Source organism: Mesorhizobium sp. WSM4841 (assembly GCF_055811515.1).
The window spans coordinates 39,829-64,555 of the sequence record NZ_JBVVQC010000006.1 but is presented as its reverse complement, the minus strand read 5'-3'; the positions used below and the strand labels follow the sequence as shown (position 1 = coordinate 64,555).

Annotated in this window: 23 protein-coding genes and 3 pseudogenes; 11 read left to right on the top strand and 15 right to left on the bottom strand. The window is 60.1% G+C overall.

Going from position 1 to position 24,727, the window contains the following annotated elements:
* Positions 1 to 399: 399 nt before the first annotated feature.
* Together AC0L14_RS09325 and AC0L14_RS09320 are read right to left on the bottom strand one after the other, a co-directional pair.
* Positions 400 to 759 (bottom strand): response regulator, encoded by a 360-nt coding sequence (locus AC0L14_RS09325; protein ID WP_473485031.1) that lies wholly within the window; start codon positions 757 to 759, stop codon positions 400 to 402.
* Complete coding sequence (locus AC0L14_RS09320; protein ID WP_473749257.1) at positions 756 to 3,845, bottom strand: CheR family methyltransferase; 3,090 nt, start codon at positions 3,843 to 3,845, stop codon at positions 756 to 758. Before AC0L14_RS09320 ends, AC0L14_RS09325 begins: the two co-directional genes overlap by 4 nt.
* Before the next feature lie 167 nt (positions 3,846 to 4,012).
* On the opposite strand from AC0L14_RS09320, the gene AC0L14_RS09315 reads away from it, so the two are divergent.
* Both AC0L14_RS09315 and AC0L14_RS09310 read left to right on the top strand, forming a co-directional pair.
* A complete protein-coding gene (locus tag AC0L14_RS09315) occupies positions 4,013 to 4,210 on the top strand; it encodes a hypothetical protein (protein WP_473749256.1) in 198 nt (65 codons plus the stop codon).
* 1 nt (position 4,211) lies between these two features.
* Positions 4,212 to 4,808: a response regulator gene (locus AC0L14_RS09310; protein WP_473749254.1), complete on the top strand. Its 597-nt coding sequence runs from the start codon at positions 4,212 to 4,214 to the stop codon at positions 4,806 to 4,808.
* A gap of 164 nt (positions 4,809 to 4,972) precedes the next feature.
* Here the strand turns inward: AC0L14_RS09310 and AC0L14_RS09305 are convergent.
* Positions 4,973 to 5,282: pseudogene (locus tag AC0L14_RS09305) on the bottom strand (hypothetical protein).
* 290 nt (positions 5,283 to 5,572) lie between these two features.
* Between AC0L14_RS09305 and AC0L14_RS09300 the strand changes: the two are divergent.
* From AC0L14_RS09300 to AC0L14_RS09275, 6 genes and pseudogenes are all read left to right on the top strand, one after another.
* Entirely contained in the window at positions 5,573 to 5,851 is a 279-nt protein-coding gene (locus AC0L14_RS09300; RefSeq protein WP_473749252.1) for an NAD-dependent epimerase/dehydratase family protein, read from the top strand.
* Complete coding sequence (locus tag AC0L14_RS09295) at positions 5,848 to 6,957, top strand: CgeB family protein (protein ID WP_473749251.1); 1,110 nt, start codon at positions 5,848 to 5,850, stop codon at positions 6,955 to 6,957. The genes AC0L14_RS09300 and AC0L14_RS09295 overlap by 4 nt, the downstream gene beginning before the upstream one ends.
* A pseudogene (locus AC0L14_RS09290) lies at positions 6,945 to 7,175 on the top strand (GDP-mannose 4,6-dehydratase); the annotation flags it as partial. The gene AC0L14_RS09295 and the pseudogene AC0L14_RS09290, both read left to right, overlap by 13 nt.
* Before the next feature lie 173 nt (positions 7,176 to 7,348).
* Positions 7,349 to 8,452 carry an inositol-3-phosphate synthase gene (locus AC0L14_RS09285; protein ID WP_473526287.1) on the top strand — a complete coding sequence of 368 codons (1,104 nt, stop codon included), beginning with the start codon at positions 7,349 to 7,351 and terminating at the stop codon, positions 8,450 to 8,452.
* Positions 8,449 to 8,529 (top strand): annotated as a pseudogene (locus AC0L14_RS09280) (histidine phosphatase family protein); the annotation flags it as partial. The gene AC0L14_RS09285 and the pseudogene AC0L14_RS09280, both read left to right, overlap by 4 nt.
* A 259-nt stretch (positions 8,530 to 8,788) precedes the next feature.
* Positions 8,789 to 8,965, top strand: a complete 177-nt coding sequence (locus AC0L14_RS09275) for a hypothetical protein (RefSeq protein WP_473485018.1) — start codon at positions 8,789 to 8,791, stop codon at positions 8,963 to 8,965.
* Here the strand turns inward: AC0L14_RS09275 and AC0L14_RS09270 are convergent.
* The 3 genes from AC0L14_RS09270 to AC0L14_RS09260 form a co-directional block, all read right to left on the bottom strand.
* Positions 8,962 to 9,531, bottom strand: a complete 570-nt coding sequence (locus AC0L14_RS09270; protein ID WP_473485143.1) for a sigma-70 family RNA polymerase sigma factor — start codon at positions 9,529 to 9,531, stop codon at positions 8,962 to 8,964. The genes AC0L14_RS09275 and AC0L14_RS09270 overlap by 4 nt on opposite strands.
* 479 nt (positions 9,532 to 10,010) lie before the next feature.
* Positions 10,011 to 10,511, bottom strand: a complete 501-nt coding sequence (locus AC0L14_RS09265; protein ID WP_473485016.1) for a hypothetical protein — start codon at positions 10,509 to 10,511, stop codon at positions 10,011 to 10,013.
* Between the two features lie 202 nt (positions 10,512 to 10,713).
* Entirely contained in the window at positions 10,714 to 11,406 is a 693-nt protein-coding gene (locus tag AC0L14_RS09260) for an ABC transporter ATP-binding protein (RefSeq protein WP_473485014.1), read from the bottom strand.
* 394 nt (positions 11,407 to 11,800) lie between these two features.
* Between AC0L14_RS09260 and AC0L14_RS09255 the strand changes: the two genes are divergently transcribed.
* Positions 11,801 to 12,112, top strand: coding sequence for a hypothetical protein (locus AC0L14_RS09255; RefSeq protein WP_473485012.1), 312 nt, complete (start codon positions 11,801 to 11,803; stop codon positions 12,110 to 12,112).
* Positions 12,113 to 12,364: 252 nt separating this feature from the next.
* Here the strand turns inward: AC0L14_RS09255 and AC0L14_RS09250 are convergent, their stop codons facing one another.
* The 3 genes from AC0L14_RS09250 to AC0L14_RS09240 form a co-directional block, all read right to left on the bottom strand.
* A complete protein-coding gene (locus tag AC0L14_RS09250) occupies positions 12,365 to 12,892 on the bottom strand; it encodes a YciE/YciF ferroxidase family protein (protein ID WP_123148981.1) in 528 nt (175 codons plus the stop codon).
* A 332-nt stretch (positions 12,893 to 13,224) separates the two neighbouring features.
* Positions 13,225 to 13,443: a hypothetical protein gene (locus AC0L14_RS09245; RefSeq protein WP_473485010.1), complete on the bottom strand. Its 219-nt coding sequence runs from the start codon at positions 13,441 to 13,443 to the stop codon at positions 13,225 to 13,227.
* 566 nt (positions 13,444 to 14,009) lie between these two features.
* Positions 14,010 to 15,164, bottom strand: coding sequence for a DUF3182 family protein (locus tag AC0L14_RS09240; RefSeq protein ID WP_473526289.1), 1,155 nt, complete (start codon positions 15,162 to 15,164; stop codon positions 14,010 to 14,012).
* Between the two features lie 258 nt (positions 15,165 to 15,422).
* On the opposite strand from AC0L14_RS09240, the gene AC0L14_RS09235 reads away from it, so the two are divergent.
* Entirely contained in the window at positions 15,423 to 16,445 is a 1,023-nt protein-coding gene (locus tag AC0L14_RS09235; RefSeq protein WP_473749250.1) for a ribonuclease Z, read from the top strand.
* Positions 16,446 to 16,472: 27 nt separating this feature from the next.
* Here AC0L14_RS09235 and AC0L14_RS09230 read toward each other — a convergent pair whose 3' ends face one another.
* A complete protein-coding gene (locus AC0L14_RS09230; protein ID WP_473749249.1) occupies positions 16,473 to 17,015 on the bottom strand; it encodes a metallophosphoesterase family protein in 543 nt (180 codons plus the stop codon).
* Positions 17,016 to 17,249: 234 nt separating this feature from the next.
* Between AC0L14_RS09230 and AC0L14_RS09225 the strand changes: the two genes are divergently transcribed.
* The gene (locus AC0L14_RS09225; RefSeq protein WP_473749247.1) at positions 17,250 to 17,504 is read left to right on the top strand and encodes a DUF982 domain-containing protein; all 255 of its coding nucleotides are present in this window, start codon (positions 17,250 to 17,252) and stop codon (positions 17,502 to 17,504) included.
* A gap of 111 nt (positions 17,505 to 17,615) precedes the next feature.
* On the opposite strand, the gene AC0L14_RS09220 is transcribed toward AC0L14_RS09225, so the two are convergent.
* From AC0L14_RS09220 to AC0L14_RS09200, 5 genes are all read right to left on the bottom strand, one after another.
* Complete coding sequence (locus AC0L14_RS09220) at positions 17,616 to 20,159, bottom strand: NAD-dependent epimerase/dehydratase family protein (protein WP_473749246.1); 2,544 nt, start codon at positions 20,157 to 20,159, stop codon at positions 17,616 to 17,618.
* A gap of 128 nt (positions 20,160 to 20,287) precedes the next feature.
* The gene (locus AC0L14_RS09215; RefSeq protein ID WP_473749245.1) at positions 20,288 to 20,953 is read right to left on the bottom strand and encodes a dienelactone hydrolase family protein; all 666 of its coding nucleotides are present in this window, start codon (positions 20,951 to 20,953) and stop codon (positions 20,288 to 20,290) included.
* Positions 20,954 to 21,276: 323 nt separating this feature from the next.
* Positions 21,277 to 21,606 carry a hypothetical protein gene (locus AC0L14_RS09210; protein WP_473749243.1) on the bottom strand — a complete coding sequence of 110 codons (330 nt, stop codon included), beginning with the start codon at positions 21,604 to 21,606 and terminating at the stop codon, positions 21,277 to 21,279.
* A 51-nt stretch (positions 21,607 to 21,657) separates the two neighbouring features.
* Positions 21,658 to 22,968: an HlyD family type I secretion periplasmic adaptor subunit gene (locus tag AC0L14_RS09205; protein WP_473484994.1), complete on the bottom strand. Its 1,311-nt coding sequence runs from the start codon at positions 22,966 to 22,968 to the stop codon at positions 21,658 to 21,660.
* A complete protein-coding gene (locus tag AC0L14_RS09200) occupies positions 22,968 to 24,722 on the bottom strand; it encodes a type I secretion system permease/ATPase (protein ID WP_473484992.1) in 1,755 nt (584 codons plus the stop codon). Before AC0L14_RS09200 ends, AC0L14_RS09205 begins: the two co-directional genes overlap by 1 nt.
* Positions 24,723 to 24,727 lie beyond the last annotated feature (5 nt).

Genomic DNA, 24,727 nt, shown 5'->3' with positions numbered 1-24,727 from the left:
CGCAGGGGAGATTTCAGTGACGGACGAAGAGGCCGCTGCGTTGGCAGGCAGGGATCAGCAGCCAACGTAAGTCCGACATCACCAGCAAAACCGAAGCAGCGATTGGTTCCCGGCGTTGGATGAGGCTATCCAACTCGTCGCCGATGCGCTCCCCGGTTTGTATTTCTGCCCGAAGGATCGCTGGTATTGCTGATCCGGCATCTCGGTATTCTCTTTGGGATTCTTCTTGATACCCGCCGCAGGCGAGGTGTCGGCCGGCGATCAATGAGTGCCAGCGTTCGTTTCCGATGAAACGGTCCCACCGAGATTGAGGTAGCACATCGTCCTGGACCGCACGCCTTTTGGGCGAATGACGGAACAAGCCGAGGCGCCGCGCCATGACGAGGCTGATGAAACGAGCTAGGACGCCCCGACCAGTTCGTCCAAGGCATTCTCAATTGCAGCCTGATCTGCGGGCTTGCGAACAAATTTGAAATTGGCGAAGGCGGGTGGAACATCGCGCGGCCCAAATCCGGTCAGGTACGCAAAAGGAATGTGGCGGGTGTGTAATTCCTCTGCGATCGCCAGGCTCGTTTCGCCATGCAGTTGAACATCCAGCAGCGCCACGTCGACATGATTTTCGCCGATAAGGCCAAGGGCCGCCGCCACCGAAGGGGCGGGGCCGATCACCTGATGTCCCGAAGCGCGCAGACAAGCAGCGATGTCCTCGGCGATGAGCCATTCATCCTCAACCACCAGAACGCGCAGCGGGTCGCTCACGGCGTCTCCTTGCGCATCATCGGAAATGTGACCTGGACCTCAAGACCTTCACGATTGAAGGCGGTCTCGACGTTTCCACCAAGCCGGTAGCCGATCTCGCCCTGCAACAGGGAAAGCCCGAAGCCGTTGATTTCGGGCTTTCTGACTGGCGGCCCACCTCTCTCGCGCCAGGCAAGCCTGAAAACGTCGCCATCTGCCGACCACTTCAGCGCCACCCTGCCTTGCGGCTTCGACAGCGCGCCATATTTGGCGGCGTTGGTCGCCAGTTCATGAATGGCCATGCTAAGGGAAAGGCCCTGTTGCGGGTTAAGCTTCACTTCAGCGCCGTCAAGTTCGAACCGGTCAATGCTGAACGGTTCGAGTTCCTGATGCAGCAGTTCGTTGATCGAAGCTTCTTTCCAGCGTTCCTTCGACAGCAGACCGTAAGCCCGCGACATGGCGTGTAGGCGGCCGATCAGCGCTTCGGCGAACTCTTCCTTCGATTCCGATCTTTCACGGGTGCGGTTGGCGATGCTGGCGACGACCGCCAGCATGTTCTTGACGCGGTGGTTCAGTTCCGAAATGAGCACCTGGTTTTGCTCTTCCGCCTCGGCCAAGGTGGTGACGTCGACCAGTGTGACCACGACGCCCTGGATCCTGTTGTCCTTGTCGCGATACGGATTGATGCGAACCATATAAAACCGGCCCTGGTCGTCGCGCGCCAGATGATGGTTCAGGGTCTCTCCGGTTTCGAACACCGCATCGATGTGCTGTTTCAGCTCGGGATAGTCGAGTTGGCTCGAAAGCTCGGTCAGTGGCCGGCCGACGTCAGACGGACGCAGGCTGAAGAAAGACGAGGCCGCCGGGGTAAAGGTCCGCACCACCAGATTGCGGTCGAGGAAAATGGTAGCGATCTGGGTGCTCTCGAACAGATTGCGCAAATCACTGTTGGCGTGATCGAGCTCTTCTATCTTGCTGGTTAGTTCCGAGTTGATGGTGTTGAGCTCCTCGTTGAGCGACTGCATCTCCTCCTTCGAGGCCTCAAGCTCCTCGTTGGTCGACTGCGCCTCCTCATTGACGGAGACGAGTTCCTCGTTTGACGATTTCACTTCTTCCAGCGCGGTTTCGTACTCCTCAATCGTCGATTGCAGCCTCTCGCGGGTGTCGCGCAGCTCTCGTTCGAGGTCGGCAGCGCCTTCGCCATCACGGTTTTCGCGACGCCCATCCGACCGTGCCTGCACCGGCCCCGATGGTTCGAACAGGACAAGATAGAGCCGTTCGCCCTTGCCGCGTTCCGCCAAGGGTTCGACAGTGAGTTTGATCAGCTGGACCTGTTCGTCGTCCTCGTCGACAACGACATTTTCCCGCACGACGCTGCGGCGCGTCGCGGCAGCTTCCCGCAACGCTGCACGCAGGTCGAGCCTCAGCCCGCGGCGGGCCAAGGTCAGCACCTGCCGGCTCGGAATGCCTTGCGGCGCTTCCAGATATCTGCCGGTCCGGGCCGAATAGTAAACGACGTCGCCATCGCCGTTGACAACGACATGCGGCGGCGCGAAGCGCTCCAGCACCTGTGCCTCGACCGCCTGCCGAAGCGGGTAGCTGGCGGCTCCCTTCGAACCAGAGCCTTCGGGCAGGGAGGCACCCGAACCGCCGTCGCCGATCGGCATAGGCAGCCTTATATGTGGCGAGGCATGTTCCCGCGCCTGAAAAACGCGCTGTTTCTTGTCGACGGTGGCGAAGAGGTTGTCGTGCTGGCCGATGCTTTCGGACGTGCCGAGGAAAAGATAACCGCCCGGCTTCAGCGCATAATGGAAGATCGGAATGACCCGGTTCTGAATGTTCGAGCCGAAATAGATCAGCAGGTTGCGGCATGAAATCATGTCCATGCGCGAAAAGGGCGGGTCGCGGTCGACGCTGTGAGGAGAAAAGACGCACAGCTCCCGTACCTCGTTGGTGAGCACGTAGCTCTCGCCGTCGCTGCTGAAAAAACGCTGCTTGCGTTCGGGCGAAACCCCCTGCAGCAATGCCGCCGGGTAACGCGCCGCGCGCGCCACCGCAAGCGCCGGCTCATCGATGTCAGTCGCAAATATCTGGACGCGTGGTATGACCGAAAGCGTCTCCATGTGTTCGCGCAACAGCATGCCGATGGAGAACACCTCCTCGCCGGTGGCGCAGGCAGGCACCCAGATCCTGACGGCGTCGCTGGCGGTCTTGCCCTCGAACAGCTGCGGTACGATCTTCTCCTCGAGCACCTTGAACGCATCGGGATCACGGAAGAAATCGGTGACGTTGATCAGCAGATCGCGGAAGAGGTCCATCACCTCGCGAGGGTCTTTCTTCAGCCATTCGACATAGGCAGCAATCGACTGGAGCTGTGCGATCTGCATGCGCCGCTTTACGCGACGCAGGAATGTCTTGGTCTTGTAGCCGGAGAAATCGTGGCCGGATTGGCCCTTTAGAATTCCATAGATCTCGTCGCGGAGCCGACCCATCTCTGCCGTCTCGCCGTCTCCGGCAGCCCCGTTCAGCATACCGAAGCTGCGGGCGAACCCCTCGAGCTTCGCACCGATGTCCTCCGCCGGAGCCGCAATATCGATCAGCCCGCTGGAGATCGCACTTTTCGGCATGTCCGGATTGCGCGGACCGTAGCCATCGGGGGCCTGGGCGACCGTCAGTCCGCCACGCTCCTTGATTGCCTTTGCGCCCAGCGTGCCGTCGGAATCGCCGCCCGACAAAATCACCCCTACCGCATATTCGCCCTGATCCTCGGCCAGCGCGCTAAGGAAAATATCGATGGGTTTGCGCTCACGGCTGAGCACGCTGGATTGCCGCAGGCGCAGCACCCCTTTCTCAATGGTGATAACGACGTTCTGCGGCATCACATAGACGTGGTCGGCTAGGACGGTGGTGCCGTCCTCGGCGACGACAACCGGCATCTGCGTATAACGTCCGACAACCTCGTGAAGCAGGCTTTCGCGCCCGGGACTGAGATGGGTGACGATGACAAACGCCATGCCGGGCTGGCCGGTGATGCCTTTGAACAGACCTTCCATAGCCGGAATGCCGCCTGCCGATGCGCCCACACCCACAATGGGAAATCTCTTCATCTGGGATGTCACCGCAAGCCCTTCGGTTGAACAGCCTAGACGACAAGGCCGCCAATCGACCCAAAACCCACGACCGGGCTGAACGCGACGCCATCATACAACGCGCAAGAGGGCCGGAACAAGTCAGTGCAGACAGCGTTAGCGTTGAAATCCTTGCGGAAACTCCAATGTCAAAACGCACACCTGACCTGAAGCTGACAAAACAAGCGTTGTTGCAGTCTTCGGATTTGCTGGGTTTAGCGGGAAACGAATCCATTCCGCCCCGCATGCTCGTTTTGGCGAAACGATTGCAGACAGCCTTGCAGCAACATTCTGAACAAGCCCGTCGGGATAATTGGAAATCTCGCTCGAAGGAAGGACGGTGAGGTGCGCGATCTCCGAGGGGTGCACATCCTGATCGTCGAAGACGATTGGGTATTGGCCGGCGATCTTGCAAGATATTTCGGCAACATGGGCGCCGTGATCCTCGGCCCTGCGGCGACAGTCGAACACGCGTCTATGCATACCGAGGCGGCTGAGGCCGCGATCCTCGACGTCAATCTCAACGGCCGGCGGGTGTTTCCGATCGCAGACGAACTGATGCGCCGCGGCGTGCCCTTCGTCTTTTTCAGCGGTGACGAGGACATCGTCATTCCCGAACGTCTGCGCCACGCCAGCAATCTTCGAAAATCGTCGGATAGCTATGCCGTCTTCGATGCCTTGTTCCCTCCGGAAAGACCGGCCTTGGCGGGTGGCTGTGCGGTGAACTTGTCCGACAATGTCTTTTCACTTCTGCCCAAGCTCAGGCTCGCGGCGCGTCTGCTTTTGGGCGACGTGGGTGCTTCCGACCGGCTGGTCGAGCGAACGCTGGAGCGAGCCATCAGCGAAATCGACAGGAGGCGGGCGGGCGTATCGACCGAAGACTGGCTGAACGGCATCATGCGAAACATTGCCAGATCGGGCGGAACCAGCCTGTTGCACTGAGGCTGTGACCGATCGGCGACCCGCCGAAGCGTCTAGCCGGCGATTTGTTCCATCAAGTCTGGAATGTTTGGAAAAACCGGTTTATCTCCAATTGCATGCCTCCAAAAAAGCGAGCAAGAACAGCGAGCTAGAGTGAAGTTCTCTGTCAGAATGCGAGGCGCGCCTTAAGAGCCAGCCGACACCGCTGACATAGCCCCCCTCCAGCCGCTCTGTTTGCGGTCGATGATTTTGTTGAATCGGCTGTTTTTCCCCGCCCCCTATTTCGTCCTGGTAAAGGAAAGTCAGATCGTTCTCGTCGAAAATCCGGAAGAACTTATCCCATTCAATGGGTTCGAGCTTCTCCTCGGGCTCGCCAAAATCGATCCGTAAGATGCCGCCCTCGCCCTTGGTTCGTACAGCCGCAGGCCGGCCACCACGATCTTCGGCCCATTGGCGGATCTCGTCATGATTGGTGGTTGTCTTCGATTCAGACATTGAAACCTCCTTTTGATCCAGGCTTTGCAGGCGTGTGAGCCTCATGATCAGGTCTGGCTTGCTACGCGATACCGCTTCGATCACAGCTGCCATCCACTCCTTCCGCCCACGGGCCGGATGAGCGCCCTAACCCCAAAGAAGCTGCAATGTCCCAGCGCATGGCCCAAGGCTCGTTCGCTATGCGTTCACCTCAGGTTGCAGCCTCCCCAAAACCATCTTTGTTGAAGCAGAGGGAACAAACCTTTTGCCAAACAGTTCGGGGCGCCGGGCCATCTGCGTAAGGAGTTGTCGTGAAACGCATACTGGTTACAGAAGGGTGCGGTTTCATCGGCCGCCACGTCGTCCAGGAACTCGTTGAACACGGTTATGCTGTCTGCATTCTCGATGCGCTGCTGGAACAGGTGCACGGCAGCCAGGCGATCAGCCTGCCGGCAGGAGCCGAACTGATCAAAGGCGCATCTGCGCTTCGGCGTGTTCTCGCGGAGCACACTTATGCATTGCGGGCAGCCGTGGCCGACGCTGTCTTCAGGCGTCATTTCGAGCGCCCCACCGTGGAGGCAGCGGAATGACCAAGCGGCTGGATATCGTCTTTCTTGGCCTGTCTTTGTCCTCTTCGTGGGGAAACGGCCACGCCACCACCTTTCGCGGGCTGCTGAAGGGCCTGCACGAACTCGGCCATCGCGTCACCTTCCTCGAGCGCGACGTGCCGTGGTATGCAAACCATCGCGATCTGCGCGACCCGGATTTCTGCACGTTGCGCTACTACGAAACGACGAACGATCTTCGTCGGACATATGCCGGCTGCCTGCAGCAGGCCGATGTCGTGGTGGTTGGGTCCTTCGTTCCGGAAGGGCGCGCCGTCATCGACATTGTCGCGTCCCTGTGCACTGGCCAGTTCTGCTTCTACGACATCGACACGCCGGTCACGCTGGCAAAGCTCGCCGCGAATGATTGCGACTACATATGCCAACGACAGATTCCGTATTTCGACGTCTATTTCTCGTTCACCGGCGGGCCGACGCTCGCCCGTTTGGCGGCGGACTTCGGTGCACGGCGCGCCGAGCCGCTCTACTGTTCCGTCGACCCGGAGCGGCATCGCCGAACGGCCGATCCGATCTGCTGGGATCTTGGCTACCTCGGAACCTACAGCTCGGACCGGCAGGCGACACTGGATGCTCTCCTGCTCGAACCGGCAAGACGCATGCCGGACCGTCGCTTCGTCGTGACCGGCTCGCAATTCCCGTCTGAGACCGTCTGGCCAGGCAATGTCGATCGCATCGAGCACTTGCCGCCAGCGGACCACGCCGCCTTCTACAGCCGGCAGCGCTACACATTGAACGTCACACGCAACTCCATGATAGCGGCTGGATGGTCTCCCAGCGTACGCCTCTTCGAGGCGGCCGCCTGTGGCACGGCGATCATCAGCGATCGCTGGACCGGTCTGGACAGCTTCTTTCCGACAGCCACGATCAACACGGCCGGCCAAGCCGAAGTCGTGATCGATATCCTGTCCAGCCAATCCGACCGCGTCAGGCTGGCTATGTCCAAGCGAGCGCGCGAAACGATCCTGGCGGCACATACGAGCGCCGCGAGAGCCCGCGAATTCGTTTCGCTGCTGGCGCGGCCAAGATCGGCACGTCCAGCTCTCGATCTGGACATCGAAAGTGCAGCATGACTGGCAGACAGGAGAAAATAGAGATGCGGCAATCAACAAGGACGCAACGGACCAAGACGGCGCTTGTCGCGCAGGCATCGACAAGCGAAGTGTATGGCGATCCCGAACAGCACCCGCAAAGGGAAGACTATGTCGGTCACGTGAACTGCACCGGTCCTCGTGCCTGCTATGACGAGGGCAAGCGAACCGCCGAAACCTTGTGCTTCGACTATTTGAGAACCGAAATGGCCGGCTTGCGGCGCTGAGGTCGATCGGCCCAGGCAACGCAAAACACAGGTCGCGGCTTTGATCCGAATAGAGGTTCGTGATTTTTCCAGGTCGCAAGGAACATTCCCGGCAGCTGGCAGTTCGGCGCGAGGAACTTACCTTCAACAGCGATGGCGGCAGTTTCGTGGGATCGAAAAAGGTACGGATTGGAATAGCCGGCGTCGGCAATTGCGCGTCTTCCCTTGTCCAGGGCCTCTCATATTATCGAGACGCCAGAGGTAATGAGCCGATACCGGGCCTGATGCATGCCGATCTCGGCGGCTATCACGTCGATGACATCGAGGTGGTCTGTGCTTTCGACGTCGCCAAGGGCAAAGTTGGGCGTGATGTGGCGGAAGCCATATACAATGCACCCAACAACACCTTCCGCTTTGCCGACGTTGCAGCAACCGGCGTTCGCGTCGAGCGCGGACCAACGCTCGATGGCATCGGCAAATATCTGCGCGATGAGATCGAAGAGGCAGAAGAGCCGGTCGCGAATGTCAGCGCGCTGCTGCGGGAAAGCGGCGCAGACGTACTGGTCTCATATCTGCCGGTCGGCTCGGAAGAAGCCACGCGTTTTTACGCCGAGTGCGCGCTCGAGGCCGGCTGCGCCTTCGTCAACTGCATACCGGTTTTTATCGCGTCGCGGCCGGAATGGCGCCGGCGCTTCGAACAGCGCGGTCTGCCGCTGGTCGGCGACGATATCAAAAGCCAGGTCGGCGCAACAATCGTACACCGGCTGCTCGCCAATCTGTTTCGCGAGCGCGGCGTTCGCATCGACCGCACCTATCAGCTGAATTTCGGCGGCAACACCGATTTCCTCAACATGCTGGAGCGCGAGCGGCTGGAATCGAAGAAAATCTCCAAGACACAATCCGTAGCCAGCCAGTTCGACGTCCCCCTGGAGGCCGGCAACATCCATGTCGGCCCCAGCGACCATGTGCCCTGGCTTACCGATCGGAAATGGGCCTACATCCGCGTCGAAGGCACGACGTTCGGCGGTGTGCCACTGAATGCAGAACTCAAACTGGAAGTATGGGATTCGCCCAACTCGGCCGGAGTCGTTATCGACGCTGTCCGCTGCGCCAAGCTGGCGCTTGACCGCGGCATCGCAGGAGCGCTGACCGGCCCCTGCAGCTATTTCATGAAGTCGCCGCCCGAGCAGTTCACCGATGCCGAGGCACGCCAGCGCACGCTGTCTTTCATCGCCGGGAGCGACGAGCCGATGCTTGATGCCGCGGAATGACGACGACCTTCCTCTTGATCCGCCATGCGGCGCACGACAATGTCGGCGACTATCTTGCCGGACGCATGGCTGGAGTTGCCTCGGCGAAACCGACAGGGCACAAGCCTTCGAGGTCGCGAGAGTCGAAATGTCGAGCGCGCCCGGGAATAGTGCCGGGAGGACCCGAGGGGAAAGCATAGGCTTCCCCGGCGAGACCAGCAGCTTCGATACATAATGCTGTGCAAGGGACGGGCTGTGCAAGGGACGGCGCTGGCTGTGAGGACGGCGCACGAATCCTTGCAAACTCAGATTGCCGTCACCACACTGGTGAAGGGACCACTTCGTTAAGAGAACACGATGTCTCGCTCAAGCGACGATACAATCAGCCCGCAACTCCGGCTGGCAATAGACCGGAAGATTGCATCTCTGCTGACTGCCATCGAGCAGGAAAAGATCCCCAACCGGTTGACCAACCTCGCGGTTCAATTGCAGAACGCGCTTGTCGAGAAGCGTCGGTGCAAGAAAGAAGACTAGCTATATCGACGCCTGTCGACTGCGAAGTTTCCCTGTGCTTCGGACAGATGATTGCGTCTTTCCACCAATGTCTGCAACGAACTTTCGCCGAGGTATTCCAGCACGCTGGCGCGCGCTCGGTTAAGGCGGCTTTTTACCGTTCCCACCGCGCAACCGCATATTTCGCCGGTTTCTTCGTAGCTGACACCAAGAACCCCGATCAGCATCAGGACCTCGCGCTGATGTTCCGGCAGCTTCTGGACCGCGCTATGGACTTCCTTGCTCTGAACGGACCATTCCTGGGTCGCTTCCGAAATCGGGATCAGAGAGGCACAGTCAAGCAGGCCGGGTTTTTCCCTGTCGGCTGCCTTGATGTGGGTATAGTAGGTGTTGCGCATGATGGTGAAGAGCCACGACTTCATACGCGTTCCGGGCTCGAACTTATCGATGTTGGCGAGCCCTTTGGTCAAAGTCTCCTGGACCAGGTCATCGGCGTCGTCAGGAACACGGCAGAAGGTGCGGGCGAAGGCTCGCAAGGCAGGTATCAGGTCAACGATGGAAACTTCATCCGTTTCCTGGTTGGCCAAGGGGTAGCCGCTGGAGGACAATGGTCCAGCTCCCAGCAAGAAAGAGTTGATGAACGCAGACCTAGCTAAATGCATGAAGGTTTGGATCGTTCCGGACATCGAAATAAGTCGCTAGAAAATCTCGGATGGGGTGAAATACGCGCGGGCCGTGCGTTTTGCGGCTGAGCTCCTGTTGCGGCGAATCCCGCCCGCTTGATCGGGGCAGCCAAGGGAAATGTCCCGCCCTATTCATCGGTTTCACGTCGGAAGCCGAGTCGCTTCTGGGCAAGGCAGGTGCCGATGCGGATGAAGGACTGATAAGGCTGCAGTCAAAAGAAGCGGCTGAGGAATTTGTCCTGGCCTGCCGGAAATTGCGGCTGTGGGCGCGAGAGGCGGCCGTCAAGCTCTGACGCCGGTGCATGCTGGCCATCTGTTCGCATGGTGACCGGAGCCGCGGCAACAAAGTGGGCGGAAGCATCCCTTTCGCTCGGACGGGCTACTTATGACCGGTTCTTATTCTTAGCCTCGTCCTCTCGCTTCTTTTTCAGGACTTCGTCAGTCCCGACCAGCTTTTTCGACCCGCCGGGGATCGCTGTGGACACCACGGCAGGCGGGTCGCTTGCGGGGAAGGAATCCTCAAGGCCGGCCTGCAACTGGTCTTCCAAGGTTTCCGGCTTTTGCGACCGACCAGGTGTCCTTCGGGTTTCAGTTTCCTCCAGCGGCTGCTTCATATCAGGTGAAGAACTAACCTCTCGAACACAGGCATAAAGCTGTTCGATGGCAAATTCCTTCAGTGTTTCGAAGTTGGCCCTATTATCATCATCACGCATTGCCTCGATCTGATCGACCATGGTTTTCTCGAACCGGTCAAGGCTATCGGCTCCGCAAGCCTGGCAAAGGCGCAATAATGCTTCTTTGAGCATTTTCGGGCCAAAGTAAGCCGACGCTTCGAGCTTGAGCCGTTGCAAATCCTCTGGAGTTGCCGCCTGAAGTTTTGACATATGCAGCCCTTTCGCCTGATGAGCATATCAACGGCAATTATCGGCAGATGTTCCATTCATCCGGCACTGATGCATAGCTCTTGTTCAGCGAGCCGCCTATCACCGAGCCACCCGATGGATCCACATCGCTGAAACGCAGACTGGTCTGTAGACGCGGCAACCGGCGGTAACGGCGTGCGACCGCATTTGCAGCGGCAGGTGTCTACCTTCGTGCTCGGCCGTCTTCGAGTTCGAGCGTCGAATCGAAGTAGGTCATCCAGCGCGTATCGTGGGTCACAACGCAGATCGCGACATTGCGACTATCCGCCAGATGCCTGAAGACCTTCATCACCATCTCCGCCCGCGTGCCATCCAGCGCAGCGGTGGGTTCGTCGGCCAGAATGACAGTGGGATCGTTAGCCAGGGCCCTCGCGATCGAAACGCGCTGCTGCTCGCCGCCGGAAAGCCGGGACGGATAGTTGGAGCCGCGATGCCCCATGCCCAACGCATCGAGCAGCCTCGCGGCTCGCACCTGCGCCTGCTGTCGGCCGACATCGTTGACCTGCATGGCGATGGCGACGTTCTCGGCCGCCGTGAGGAAAGGGATCAAATTCGCCTTCTGGAATACAAAGCCAATTTGGGTCCGCCTGAAGGTCCGCAGCTCGTTGAGCTTAGCACCGGGACGCGAAATTACCTTGCCGTCGAACAGAACCTCTCCCGTGGTCGGAGCCTCCAGCAGACCGGCGATCATCAGCAGTGTCGTCTTGCCCGAGCCGCTCGGGCCGACGATGCCGCTGACGGCGCCGGGGCTCAAGGTCAGCGAACCTTCAGCCAGCGCGGTGACCGGAGAGCCGCCGCTCTCATAGACTTTGCTGGCGCTGCGGACCTCCAGCGTGGCGAGGCGGCGCTGCGACATCTAAGCGCCGCCGGGTCCAATTGTGAAATTGGAGCATCGAGGGCGATCCGCCATATGTGGACATCGAAGCCGAGAACCGGCGTCGCCCGCCCGCCATCGTCTTGCAAGACAACACCGCTCTGCTTCTCTTACATGTTCCTCGCCGACCGAAGAGCGCGGCGTGGCGTCGGCTCGATCGACGCCAATGGTAGCTGGTGATGAGCCATTAAGGAACGCTAGCAGATTTTGCCCCAGCTCAGGATAGAGGTAAGCGCGCTCTTGGCAATGCATCCGGGTTGTAGAAAGCACCGGTCAAGTGCCGTGCCAGCAAGTGAGAAAGGAACCTTTTCTGAAACACGCCGTTTGCCAGTAGGTCGTTCCATTAGCGACCAGTAAACAACGGAAAGGTCTTGTCATGAGTTACAAGATGATCTGTTTAGGCGCGATGGCGCTTTCTATGGTAAGCGGCGTTTCTCTTGCGGCAGGCACCGAAACAGGCACGTCTGCCTTGGATGACCCCGCAAAGATGGAGCCGTTCTACACGGACTCCAGCATGACGACTCTGCGGTCCGACGACGAGTTCACGGCAGCTTGGAAAGCGCTGACGGACGAGGACCGCATGGCAATGACAAAAGTCTGCGATGAGGAGGCGGCAAACGCCAACGCCGCCAACACCCACCCTGAATTCTGCAGCAGTGTCAAAAAGCTCGGCGGTGGTAGTAACTGAACCATGGAAGGCGGGCAACGGCCCGCCTTTTGATTAGCGACTGTGAGGCAGGAGGATGGATAGCCGCGTGGGGGTGGGCTATTTTAACGGGTCGCTCCGCCACTCACGGCCATGCGAATGCCCAGACCAATGATAAAACAGCCGGCGATGCGCTGCTGCCAGAGCCGCATCTTTGGTTGCTTCACGACCCACTTCGGAGCGGAGCCCCTGGCAATCCCTCGCCGGGGCTCCGCAAGCCGGCGGCATAGGGAATTACGCGGCCGCTTGAAGAGCACGTTGGTTGACACCACCCTCGCCTAGACCCGTCAGCGCTTCGTCCGTCGCGACCTCTTCCTTGAGCGTCTCTTTGAGAAGGGCAGCAACATCGGCCTTTCCCATCTGTTCTGCCCAGGCGATAAGAGTTCCGTACCGGGCGATCTCGTAATGCTCGACGGCTTGCGCCGCTGCTACCAGTCCGGCATCGAGCGCAGGAGCACCTTCATAGTCTTCGAGTATCTCAGAGCCCTCTTCAATGATGCCGTCGATCGCCGGACAGGTCTTGCCCCGTGCTGCCTTGCCGAATTTCTCGAACACTTCCTCGAGGCGATCGACGTGACCTTCCGTTTCCATACGATGTTTTTCGAAGGCAGCAGTCACTTTTTCCGACTCCGCGCTTTTGGCCATTTTCGGCAGCGCCCTCAGTATCTTCTTTTCGGCGTAGTAGAGGTCTTTGAGTCCGTCGAGGAACAGGTCCTCGAGACCCTTGGTTGCCGCTTTTGCGGCTTTCTTCGTGGTTGCCATGGTCGTCTCCCGCTGGGGTTGGAGCTAGCCTCCTTAAAATATGAAGGCGTCCGATAACCCCGCCGGTCGGCAACAAGTTCCCTGACGATCCGGGCCGCTGGGAAATTTTTCCGAAGCTTTGGGTCGCACGGGTGCTGCAAGGCTTACTCTGGTGAGCGGAGGCGCGAGGAAATGGTCGATATCGCACGAGCTTCGCTCGCTCGCCTTTCGGGCCCGTGCCCCGGTCGGCCCGCGCTCAGGAGCCGCGAGCTCCTTTTCGGCAGACCATGCGCTTAAGCAAAATCACCGACGAGGGAACTGTTCGCATCGCTTCGGATGTCGCAGCCATCGGCTCAATCGATCCGCCTGATACGGCCCTTTTCGAGACGGAACACTCCATCCTGCCCGCCCTGCTTCTCAAAATCGGTAAGCAGATCGTCCCATGTACCCAGGAATTCGCCGCAGTCGTCGCAAAAGATCCGGTCGTCAGGACCGGCGTCGGCCGGAATCCTCAGCCTTATTGTCAGGCAATAAGGGCACTCCAACTGGTGGTTGAGATACTGCTTGGTCATGGACGATGGCGAGAATGCACTGGAAATATGGCCCCTGCAACCTCGCTCGCGCTGGTCTGACGAGCTCGGTCAGAAATGTACAGCGATAGGGGGCATCACGGCGATTGTTGCGATCCGGGAATAACGAGCGCGCCTTCGTCAGGGGCCGAATATTCAAAGCCGATGAAAAACGCAGCAAGAATTAGCGCGCAGATAATTGCAATTGCTGCCAGTGCGGTTCTGGACAACGGCTTACGCGGTTCCCGATCTTGCAACACTGAACCAGTCCGCTCTCGGTTCGAAGACGAAGGGGGCAAGGCAACTTGACCCATTATATGCCGTCTTTGGTCGGAGGCCAACCAGACTGAGCCGTTGGGGGAATGTTGTCGGATGTCAACTCTCCCCGCTTGAGTTTTCTGATGGCTTCGTCGGCTTCGATCTCATCCAGCCCGGAAAGCCGCCTGCGGATGTTCCGTGGTCATAAGCGTTTTGCGATCTTAATTTTGACGCTCATGAGCCGGCGCAAATGGCACAGGATAGCACGGGACAAATCCGACAGTGCAAGACGATCGCATCAGCCTAAGAGGTTAATCGGCCGCTTTCTTTGGCGGCTCCCGGGTCGCATGCGTGACGACGGTATAGCGCGTAATCGGACCCTCATCGGGGTCTTCTCCTTGAAAGTGAACGTCCGCGTTCACCGGTAGCCGGCTGGTATTGCCGAACTCCTTAACTGCGGACGCACGGACGAGTTGGATGTCGGGGTCCTGCTTCATAATTTTTATTGCCGCAAGCTCGGCAGTACTGCTGCCGCCAATGCGCCAGCTGGCTTCGAGCACACCGGATCGCCAGATACCCGACGAATCGACGCCCTGGCCGATATCGTAATTGCGCCGCGAGGCGAAAAATCCAGGATACTCAGCCATCGCCGCGTCATAGGCCCTCGCCTGCACCGTTGCCAAAGCTAATGCGCGAGGAAGTCGAAGGTCTTCGAGAGCTTCCCATCCGCCGCGCATTACAATGAGATCGGATCCGCCATAAACGGATTGTCCCGCATTATCGGTCGTCGTCCTTTGAGTGCCGTAGTAGGCGATCATGATTTCATCGATCTCCGTTCTGCCTACGCTCAGCGTGACGATGTCACTAAGGTCCGCTTCGAGCACAAGACCGCACTCGTCCAGGTCGGGGGAGCGGTATTGCTCGAGCAGTCTCTCGACGTCAGCAACCGTGCGAACGACGTGCTGGTCTTGGCCTCGCGAGGAAAGCGGTGGCTTAAGTCGGGCCAGCCCGAGCCTCAGCAGACGTTCCGCTGCACGCAGCGCATCGGGTCGCGAAAATACGGTGTAGCCAGGCAATACTGCTGCGCTGACAGTTCTGCCGAAGCCGGTTGACCATTCGTTCGGTCGCTTGGCCAAGCCGTCGACCAGTTCATGGGTTATGGCCTTGGTCATTGCGAAGCGCCAAGGCACCACGCCGCCGAAGAGGTCTTGCGGCCCGTTGATACCCAGCCGTGCCGCATCAGTGGCAAGCAAGCTGTCGTCCGGCACGAAATACAAGCCCTCGTCGTTGCCGCTGCTGTTGACTAGACCCTGCTGGAAGGCAAATCCCTTGAGGCGCGCAATCGTGCGGGCAACGGCAGCCATAGCTTCCCGTTCGTGTGCGTAGAGAGGCTCGCAGCCCGGCGCGGAGAATGCGATCACGGTCCCTTTTGCTTCGCTCGGCTGACTGCCTCTGTGCTCGGTCATGTTGCTCGTTCTTGGGGTGCAACCTCATTATGGCCGCGGGTTGCCGATGTTTCGGCCCGCGGCTCAGTCCGACCCAAGAGAACGCGCAAGATGGCAGAAACGTTCAGCCTGACTTGGCCGGCTCGCCGTCTTCTGCGTCCTTTCGAACGATATACGTCGGGAACCGGTACCCGGAGCGCGCGATTAGAGAGGTAGACGTAAGGTCCAGGTCGTGTCTGAAGGTGACCGCATAGTGGCGAAATTCGAAAACAGTATCGGATGGATCCGGTGACGTTGCTGGTTCAGCCGCGCCTGGTCAACGACCCCTTCTCGGATGCGGGGCTTCTTCTGGATTTCCGATTCGGCAACCGGGCGATGCTCTTCGACATTGGTGATCTGTCGCCACTTTCGCCGCGCGAAATCCTGCGCGTCAGCCACGTATTCGTATCACATATGCACATGGACCACTTCGCCGGCTTCGATCGGCTGCTGCGGTTATTTCTATACAGGAATAAAACAGTGCATTTCTTCGGCCCGCCTGGGTTGACCGAGGCCGTGCAAGCCAAGCTCAACGCATACACATGGAATCTCCTCGACGAACAGTCCCACGACTTCATGATAGCCGCCTGCGACTGGACGCCGGCCGGATTTCGTCATTCCCGCCTCTTTCGGGCGCGATCGGGCTTCACTCGGCAGGATACGGCATCAAATCCAGCCGAGGGAAATATCCTGCTCGACGATCCCGATTTCCGTATCGAAGCAGCAATGCTCGACCACGGCGTTCCATGCCTTGCATTCGCGTTTCAGGAAAAGATCCGGGTCAACGTGCAAAAACCGCAGCTGGAAGCATTGGGTTTGCCTGTCGGACCGTGGTTGAGCGAAGCCAAGCGTGCGGTCCGGCGCGGAGCTGATCCGGAAACGACGCTCGCCCCAACCGCGGATCGACATATCTCGGTCGGCGAGCTGCTCGGTGCCGGAGCCCTGAGAACCGGCCCCGGACAGAAGATCGTCTATGCGACCGATCTCGCATTCAACGAGGCAAATCTTGCGCGTGTCGTTGCGCTTGCGCACGGCGCGAACCAGCTGTTTATCGAAGCGGGCTTCCTGGAAGGAGATCGCGAGCTGGCCGCCGCGAAGCGCCATCTCACCGCAGCCGAAGCCGGCACGATCGCCAGGCTTGCCGAAGTTGAACATGCCGTGCCGATGCACTTTTCGCCCCGCTATCTCGGACACGGGAACAAACTGCGTGCCGAGTTCGCGGCACATCTAGGGGTCGGAAGCCCTTCTCAACCGGGACGATGAACACCAACATCTAGGCAACAGCCGGGATCACCCGCGCTTTTCGATCACTTGTGTTGAAGATCCCGGTGGGGCGGTTCGTCGACGTCGGCGTGCAAGGATGGCGGAAAGGGTTACCGGGCGAAAATCCCAGCTGTCGACGCCCGTGTCGTACTGGCGCGTAACCGGGCTTAGTCTGCCGTGGGAATGGCCATGCAGATCGATCGATTTCTTGCCGATCTGATTCCAGGTGCGAAAAGGATAGTGGCAAAGGATCAGCAACCTGCCGTCTATCGTCAGCTCCTTATAATGTTGAGTGCTGGCCCAACCAGCAGCGCCGACGGTTGCTGCGCAGTCGTTGTTGCCGATAATCAAATGCTTCCGGCCATGAAGCGACGACAGGAGCGATGAAACGAATTCGGCCGACCCCTTCGCAAAGTCGCCGAGATGCCAGACCTCGTCGTCCGGACTGACGGTTTCGTTCCAGAGTGAAATCAGTGTTCGATCGTGTTCTGCCAGCGAGCCGAACGGGCGACGATCGATACGCAGAATGCGGGGATCGCTGAAATGTGTGTCGGCCGTGAAATAGATCATGGTCGTTCACAGCCTTGCGGACGATATCGACCAACGAGCCCGAATTTCGGCATGCCGTCATCGAGCCTGTCGAGCCGGATGAGATAGCGCGCCGTCGCGCTCTGGCCACCTCTGCTTGTGTTGGGAGAGCCCGGCGGCTTTGATCAAGGGCAGTGGCAAGTCCGACGGCAATTAACATTTGGGGTGGCGACAAAGATCAGACGCGGCTAACATATTGCCGCTTTGGAGAGTGTCGTGCGAACGAAACGTTTCAGAAAGCCGATTGTTGTTCAACCTGGCCGGATCGATCGCGACAGGGTTGTTGTCTCGGTCTCCGACGCGGCTGAGGTGCTGCTGAGGGACTGGCCGACGCCAGCCTCCAAGACGCGGCTCGCTGCAATCGAAGCCTGCCTTGCGGTTATCCGCGGCGAAAAGCCGACAAGGGTCGCGCGCCAAGCATTCATCGTCGCGGCCAAGGATGCGAGGATCCTGCTCGGCGAACAAATCTAGACCGGCGCCGTCAGGCAGAGCCCCGTCCAGGCAACTCGATCTCTTCCTTGACCTGCTCCTGCAGATCGCCACGCGCGCGCTTCGCCTCGCCAGGTGCTGAAGTCGAGTTGCTCAGACAATCGCTCGATCCCAACCGCCATAGTGTTGGTCGCTGCGCGTGCCGCGCGGGAGGCTGAGCACGATCAGCGCCAGACCGATCGTAACGTCCGCCGCGATCGCCGTGGTTCCACCGCCGGCGAGCACAAAAGGTGAGACCGCGATCCACGCACCGAGCACGACATTGAGGAAGCGCACAGGCCGGACAACCTCGGCCATGGCCGTGACTGCGACCATGATAATGAGACAGCCGACGACATGATCGCTGAAGTAGAGCGGTGGTTGCGTGCCAATGATCAATGGCGTCGTCATCAGCAAGGCGCCGAGCAGCGTGCTCGCTACCAGCGTCCATGGGAAGTTCACGCCGCCGGTGACAAATTCCTTCAGCACCTCGAAAACCGGACGGTCGAGGTCGGCCCCAGGCGTCTGGTTCTCCGACAGCGCCGGTCCGCCCATCCAGAAGGTACGCCAGAACGGCTCGCCCGCCCTCGTGGCGCCCCAGAGATACTGGATGGTCGCCAGCACCTCATCGACCGAGTAAGGGATCAGCACCACCGTGACGGCGGCCTGGAGGATGCAGAGCGTGCAAAGCGCACCAATCAGCGGTGGCTGGATGATGATGAAGGAGACGCTGACCACGCCAAGCGGAACGATCAGCAAGCCGAAGAGGAGCACCATCCACGGCATGGTGCGCCAGCGCCGGCGGTCACCGATCGCGCCGGCGAGGATATCGAGGCAATAGGCAAGCGCGCCGAGCCCGGCATCGGCGATCGGGAAACCCTTCGAGACCCATGACGTCACCACCGCCTCGCTGCCGTTGCGCACCGGCGCGCCGCCGGGGCCGAAGAACGGATCCCACAGCCCATCCGCGTGGCCCATCTGGAAGGTGGCGAGATAGCGCGAGACGAATAGGCCGACGAAGGCCAGCGCCACGATCGGAATCCGCTGCGTGAAGGTCGATGGCGAATAGGTCCAGCCCAGCGGAATGTCGTCGTCGGCCGCGAGCGCGCGGCGGCTGATGCCAGGGGTCGGCGGGATCATCACCGCAAAGGCGACGATCAGCATGCCGACGAGCGTGTCGGTGGCATAGGCGGCGGCGCTGGTCGTCCAAAACAGCAACGGCGCCAGCATCACCCAAACTCCGAGCGACGCCGTGATCCACTGCACCCAGCGCCAGCGTCGGGACATGCCCATCAACGCAAAGATCGTCACCAGCAGGCCGGAAACGATCTCGCTGACGCCGAGGCTTGCGTTGCGCAATTGCGGCTCCGCGACAGCGTGCCCCAGAGCGGGTGGCATTGCGGCTGCGACGGGATCGAACAGGCCAACCGTCATCGGTGATGTGACCAACCACAGTCCGAACGCAGCGTTGGTCATCGGCGCCCAAAGTGTCCTGGACCGATGCCGTTTTATCGCCGCTTCGACGTCTTCCTTGCTTCGTTCGAGCGGTCCCTTAAGTCGCCTTTCGGCCTGCTCGATCTCAGGATCCGAAGCCGCGACAACGGGCGGATCAAGTTTGTTGGCCGCGTACCAGTCTGTGGGGTCCTGGTTCAGCCGGCGGATCATCTCCGGCAATGTGTCCAACAGGCTGTGTCTAGGCGCCCAGCCCAGCAGAGCTTTGGCCCGCGAGATGTCGATCTCGTAATGATCGTCCGAATTCTCGATCATCCACGGTTTGATGTCGGTGTCCTGATCGAGTACCTCCGTCTGCACCCACGCGCCCAGCTTCGTCAGCTGCTTCGGCAGCGCCAGGGTCCGCCAGTCCTCGCCATGGATGAGCCGGCCGATGCGCTTCTGCATCTCCTCGTATGACGGTGTGTCTTCTTCGCCGATCAGAAGCACAGTCTCGGCCGGAAGTTCGGCGCGCCGGTCGACGGTACGCACCACCGCATCGACGAGATCGTCCTTGTGCAGATAGGGCTGGCCGGCGGTGATATCGCCGGCGAACAAATAGGCGGTCGGCAAGCGCTCAAAAATGCGAGCGATCTGCTGGGCAATAAAGGCCGCCCGGCAGTCTTCGTCATAGACGCCGGCGAGCCGCAGGATCACCGTCTTGATTTCGCCGCGCTCCCTCGAAATCAGCGCCTCGGTTTCGGCTTTCGATTTTGGGTAGGCCCAGGCCGGGTCGAGCGGCGAGTCCTCATTGATTTTCGTGCCCCTCCCCGGGCTTGGGGCATGGACGAGAAGCGTGCTGGAGAACACGAACTGCTCGGTCTTGATCGCCGTCAGCGAATGCAGGAGCCGGCGCGTGCCCTGCACGGTGACGGCGTCATATTTCGGATTGTCCTTGCCGGTCGTGTCGTAATAGGCCGCGAGGTGGATGACCGCGGCGATGCGACCGCCGCGCTCCCGCGCTGTTTTCACAGCCCTACTCACGCTCTCATCGGAGGTGAGATCGATCTCGATCGTCTCCATGCCGGCGGGGGGATGCTTCGGTTTTGCAACATCGAGGCCGATAACCCGGTAGCGGTCAATCAAACCTCGCGCAATCGCCTGCCCCAGGAAGCCGCTGCTTCCGGTGATAAGGACCGTCGGAAGGGGCGCGCCGTGATTTGCCATAAGTCAGGCCCGTTCGCGTTGGAAGAGAGGCCCGATGGCGTGGTGCGCTTCGGCCTTCCTCGGCTCGCTCAGCACCTTCGAACTGGATTCGATTTCCTTCTCTGCATCGAGTTTTAGCCTGCCCAGGATCATTGCCTCGGCCCTTGCGGAGGCGCGAGATGCTCGAGGAACCATCGCGTGGCGTGTCTCACCACTTCGTCCATTTTGCCCGGCTCCTCGAAGAGGTGGCCGGCACCGTCGATAATGATCAACTGTTTCTCGCCTTTCAGCGCGGCAAGGGCACGCTCGTTCATCCCGATCACCGGCCCGTCCAGGCCGCCGACTAGAAGCAGTGTCGGGGCACGCACGGCCGGCAACGCGTCCATCGCCAGATCGGGCCGGCCGCCGCGCGAGACGACAGCCGCGATACCTGCATCCGGGCGTGAGGCGGCCACCAGCGCGGCTGCCGCGCCAGTGCTTGCCCCGAAATAGAGCGGAACAAGCTTTCTTGTCCGCGCTTCCGCAGAAGCCCAATGCGTCGCCAGCGCAAGTCGCGATGCGAGCAGGTCGATGTCGAAGACGTTTCGCCTGTCGCCTTCCTCGATCGACGTCAAAAGGTCGACGAGAAGGGTCGCCAGTCCAGCCTGCCGAAGTGCGGCGGCCACGTGATTGTTGCGCGGACTGAGCCGTCCACTTCCGCTGCCATGAGCGAAGATGACGATGCCTTGCGCACCGTGCGGCACTCCCAGCAGCCCAATGAGCCCGTCGGGCTCGATCCTGACCTCCTCGACCTCTGTCATGGCGGTTGCCGGCATCGTTACACTCCAAAGGGACGCCTCACAGGCAGAGGAACTGCGCCTCGCGCCCACTCAGTGCGTTAAACACTGGCATGCCGGAAATGTTTCCGAGTCAGGCCAGAAAAAATATGGCTATCCCATCGAGAGCGACGGATCTGTTCCGTCCGTCTATTCGGAATTGTGGGCTCCCTCGGCGCAACGCTCTCCGCGGCCGAGCCTCAAGATTTGTTTGGCATCAATTGGTCTAGAGCCATTGTCGCCAAGCCCGATGCAGCGTTCGATTGGTCACTCCGCAGCGAAGCGAACTTGGTGCAGCGTCGCACTCGCCGGGCTCGCGATTTTCAGCTAGCGCCTCTTGTGGGTGGCTTGTCCGTGTCGTTCCATTCCGCCTTGCGTGCCCGCGCTTCCTCGAAGATCAGCTTGAACTCCCGCATCATCGCACTCTCAATGGCGAACGCACTGCTTGGCACGGCGCCGGGGTCTTCCTGATTATTCTGGAATTGAAAACGGGCCTCCAGTTCGGCCCATATTCGCTCGGAAGTCGCGTCGCGGCCGGCAAGCAGCGCGACGACCAGCGCCAGAGTCTCTCGCTGGGCGTTCAGCCGCCCCTCGATCTCTTCATTCGTCAACCCGGACATGTGGATCACTTCCAGTTTCAGGCGAAACGGCAAAATCGCGTCGTTGTTCCGGAGTTCAGCTCGTCGGCTCGCCCGAGTCGCGGCCTATTCTTCCCTGAATGCCCGTTGGATTTGGTTCGCCAAAGGTTTCACGAGATAGGACAGCATGGTGCGGCTGCCGGTCGAAAAGAACACCTCGACAGGCATTCCAGGCGCCAGGGCCAGGCCCTTGAGCCTGGTAAGCTCTGTGCGCGGTAAAACAACATGCACGGTGTAAAAGCCAGCGCCTGTTTTCTCATCGACATTGAGGTCGGCGGAAATCTTGCTGACGGCACCATTCAGCTCCGGCGTTGTTTGCTGATTGAATGCCGACAGCCGCAGCGTCGCGCTTTGCCCTAACGTCAATTGATCGATGTCTTGGGGTGCCACGCGCGCCTCGACGGTCAGGTCGTCTGTCACAGGGACTATCAGCATGATGAGCTCGCCCGGAGAAATAACGCCACCGACCGTGTGCACACCAAGCTGATGAACGACGCCGGTCTGCGGACTGCGTATATCGATCCGCTTGAGCTGATCTTCGGCCGAGACCTTGCGCTCGACGGATTCAGAGATCTTTGCCTGGACGTCACGCAGTTCGGTCGCCACCTCGCTGCGCAAATCCTGGTCGATCTGAATGATCTGCAAACGGATTTCGGATGTACGACCCTTCGATTGCGCTATGGCCGCGGTCAGTTGCCCGTGCTCACCTTTGAGCCGCACGGCATCGCGTTCAAGCGCAGTTATGCGATCGATTGAAACCAGCTTGCGTTGCCAAAGTCTGCGCATGCCTTCGAGCTCAAAGCCGATCAACTTGATTTCCTGGCTCTTGGCATCTCTTTGCTCGGTCAAGCCGGAAACTTCTTCGGCAAGCTGCGCAATGCGCTCTGCCAACTGGGCCTTCTGGCCGGCGCGTGCCTGTCGGCGAAATTCGAACAGCGATTGCTCGCCGGCCATCGCCCGACCGATCTCGGGGGCATCCTGGCGTGACACTAGCGAAGCTGGAAAGCTGATGCTTGCTTTGCCGTCGCGCTCGGCCTCGAGGCGAGCCAGGCGCGCCTCGAATTCGTCCAGGCTCTTCGTGACGATCGCCAAATTGGCCCGGGTGATCGTCTCATCGAGGCGGATCAAAACCTGGCCCGCCTTCACGGCATCGCCTTCCCGGACGAAGATTTGACCGACAACGCCACCCGTCGGATGCTGCACCTTCTTAACGCTGGAATCGACGACCAGCTTTCCCGAAGCAATCACGGCCCCGGAAATCTCGGTGACGGCAGCCAAGCTTCCGGCCCCACCAATCAGAAGTATGCAAGCTGCGACCCCACCAAGCAGATAGCGCCGAATGGTCCGGTCAATCGCGGATGCAGTGCGTTCTGCCATCAGGATGCAGGTTCTTCAGGGCCAGAGACGACCTTCAAGGGAACGCCTGCTGGGCGAGTTATCTTGTTCAAGATCTCATTCTTCGGGCCAAAGGCCTGGACCTGGCCGTTCGCCATCACAAGAATCTGATCCAGGCTCGCCAGCGCACTCGGCCGGTGTGCGACCACGATGGCAACACCGCCTCGCGCGCGCACGCCCTGGATCGCCACGGTCAGTGCAGCCTCACCCTCCGAATCGAGATTGGAATTGGGCTCGTCGAGGATGACGAGGAACGGATCGCCATAGAGCGCCCGTGCAAGTGCAACCCGCTGCCTCTGGCCGGCCGAAAGTGCCGACCCGGCCTCGCCGACCCGCGTCTCGTAGCCTTCCGGCAGATGGATGACGAGATCATGAACGCCGGCCGCGCGCGCGGCCGCCAGTATCTTGTCCGATGGCGCTTGCGGTTCGAAGCGCGCGATATTCTCGGCAATGGTGCCGTCGAACAATTGCACATCCTGCGGGAGATAGCCGACATGCTTGCCCAGCTCTTCCGGCGACCACTGGTCGAGCGTTGCGCCATCCAGCCTGACCGTTCCACGAACTGGGAGCCATATGCCGGCAATCGCGCGCACGAGCGATGACTTGCCGGAAGCGCTCGGCCCCACAATGCCGAGGCCGACGCCCTTTTCCAATGCGAAGCTGGCGTCTTGCACGACCATACGACGCTCCCCCGGCGGCGTGACACTGATACTTTCGACCGAAAGAGCAGATTTCGGCGCAGGCAGCGAGACACTTGTCGCAGTTTCGGGAAGCAGGACCAAAAGCTGGGTCAAGCGGGCCCAGGCCTGGCGGGCGGTGACGAAACCCCTCCAGTGCGCGATAGCCAGTTCGATTGGTGCGAGTGCCCTGCTCATCATGATCGAACTGGCGATCATGATGCCGCCGGTCGCTTGCTGATGGATGACGAGATACGCGCCGATCGCCAGGATACCCGATTGCAGCATCATTCGCAGGATTTTCGAGATCGTTCCGAGTGTCCCGGCAAGGTCGCTCGCTGTTGCATTGGTGTCGAGATAGTCAGCATTGATCCCTGCCCAGCGCTCGGCGATGCGCGAGCCAAAGCCCATGGCCTGCAGAACCTCGACATTGCGGCGCGTCGCTTCGGCAAGTGTATTGCGCGCTGCCGCTTGACTGTTTGCCTTTCTGGCGGGCTCTCTCGTGCGAATTTCGGCAAGCAATGCCAGGCTGAAGAGAATGACCACGCCGGCCAGCGCCGTCATGCCGATCCAGAAATGGAACAGGAAGCAGATTGCGAGATAGAGCGGCATCCATGGCAGGTCGAAAAGCGCGGTCGGACCGGCGCTCGACATGAACGATCGCACCTGGTCAAGATCACGCAAGGATTGAAGGCCGTCGCCTGCGAGCTTGGTGCGCAGCGGCAAACGCATGAGTGCGGCATAGACCTGTCCGCTCAAGCGCGCGTCCAGCGCCATGCCGATGCGCACCAGCAAACGCGACCGGATGAGTTCGAGAACGCCCTGAAAGACGAAAAGCGTGCCGGCAAACACGGCAAGCCCGACGAGCGTCGGCACGCTGCGGCCGGGTATGACGCGATCGTAGACCTGCAGCATGAAGAACGAGCCGGTCAGCGCCAGAACATTGACGACGCCGCTCATCAATGCAATTCCTGCCAACGCTCGCCGAAACGCGGCCAGAACCGCCGCGAGTGTCGTCCGCGGCGGTTCAGGTGGAATGGGATGCGACGTCGGCTTCAAATCAG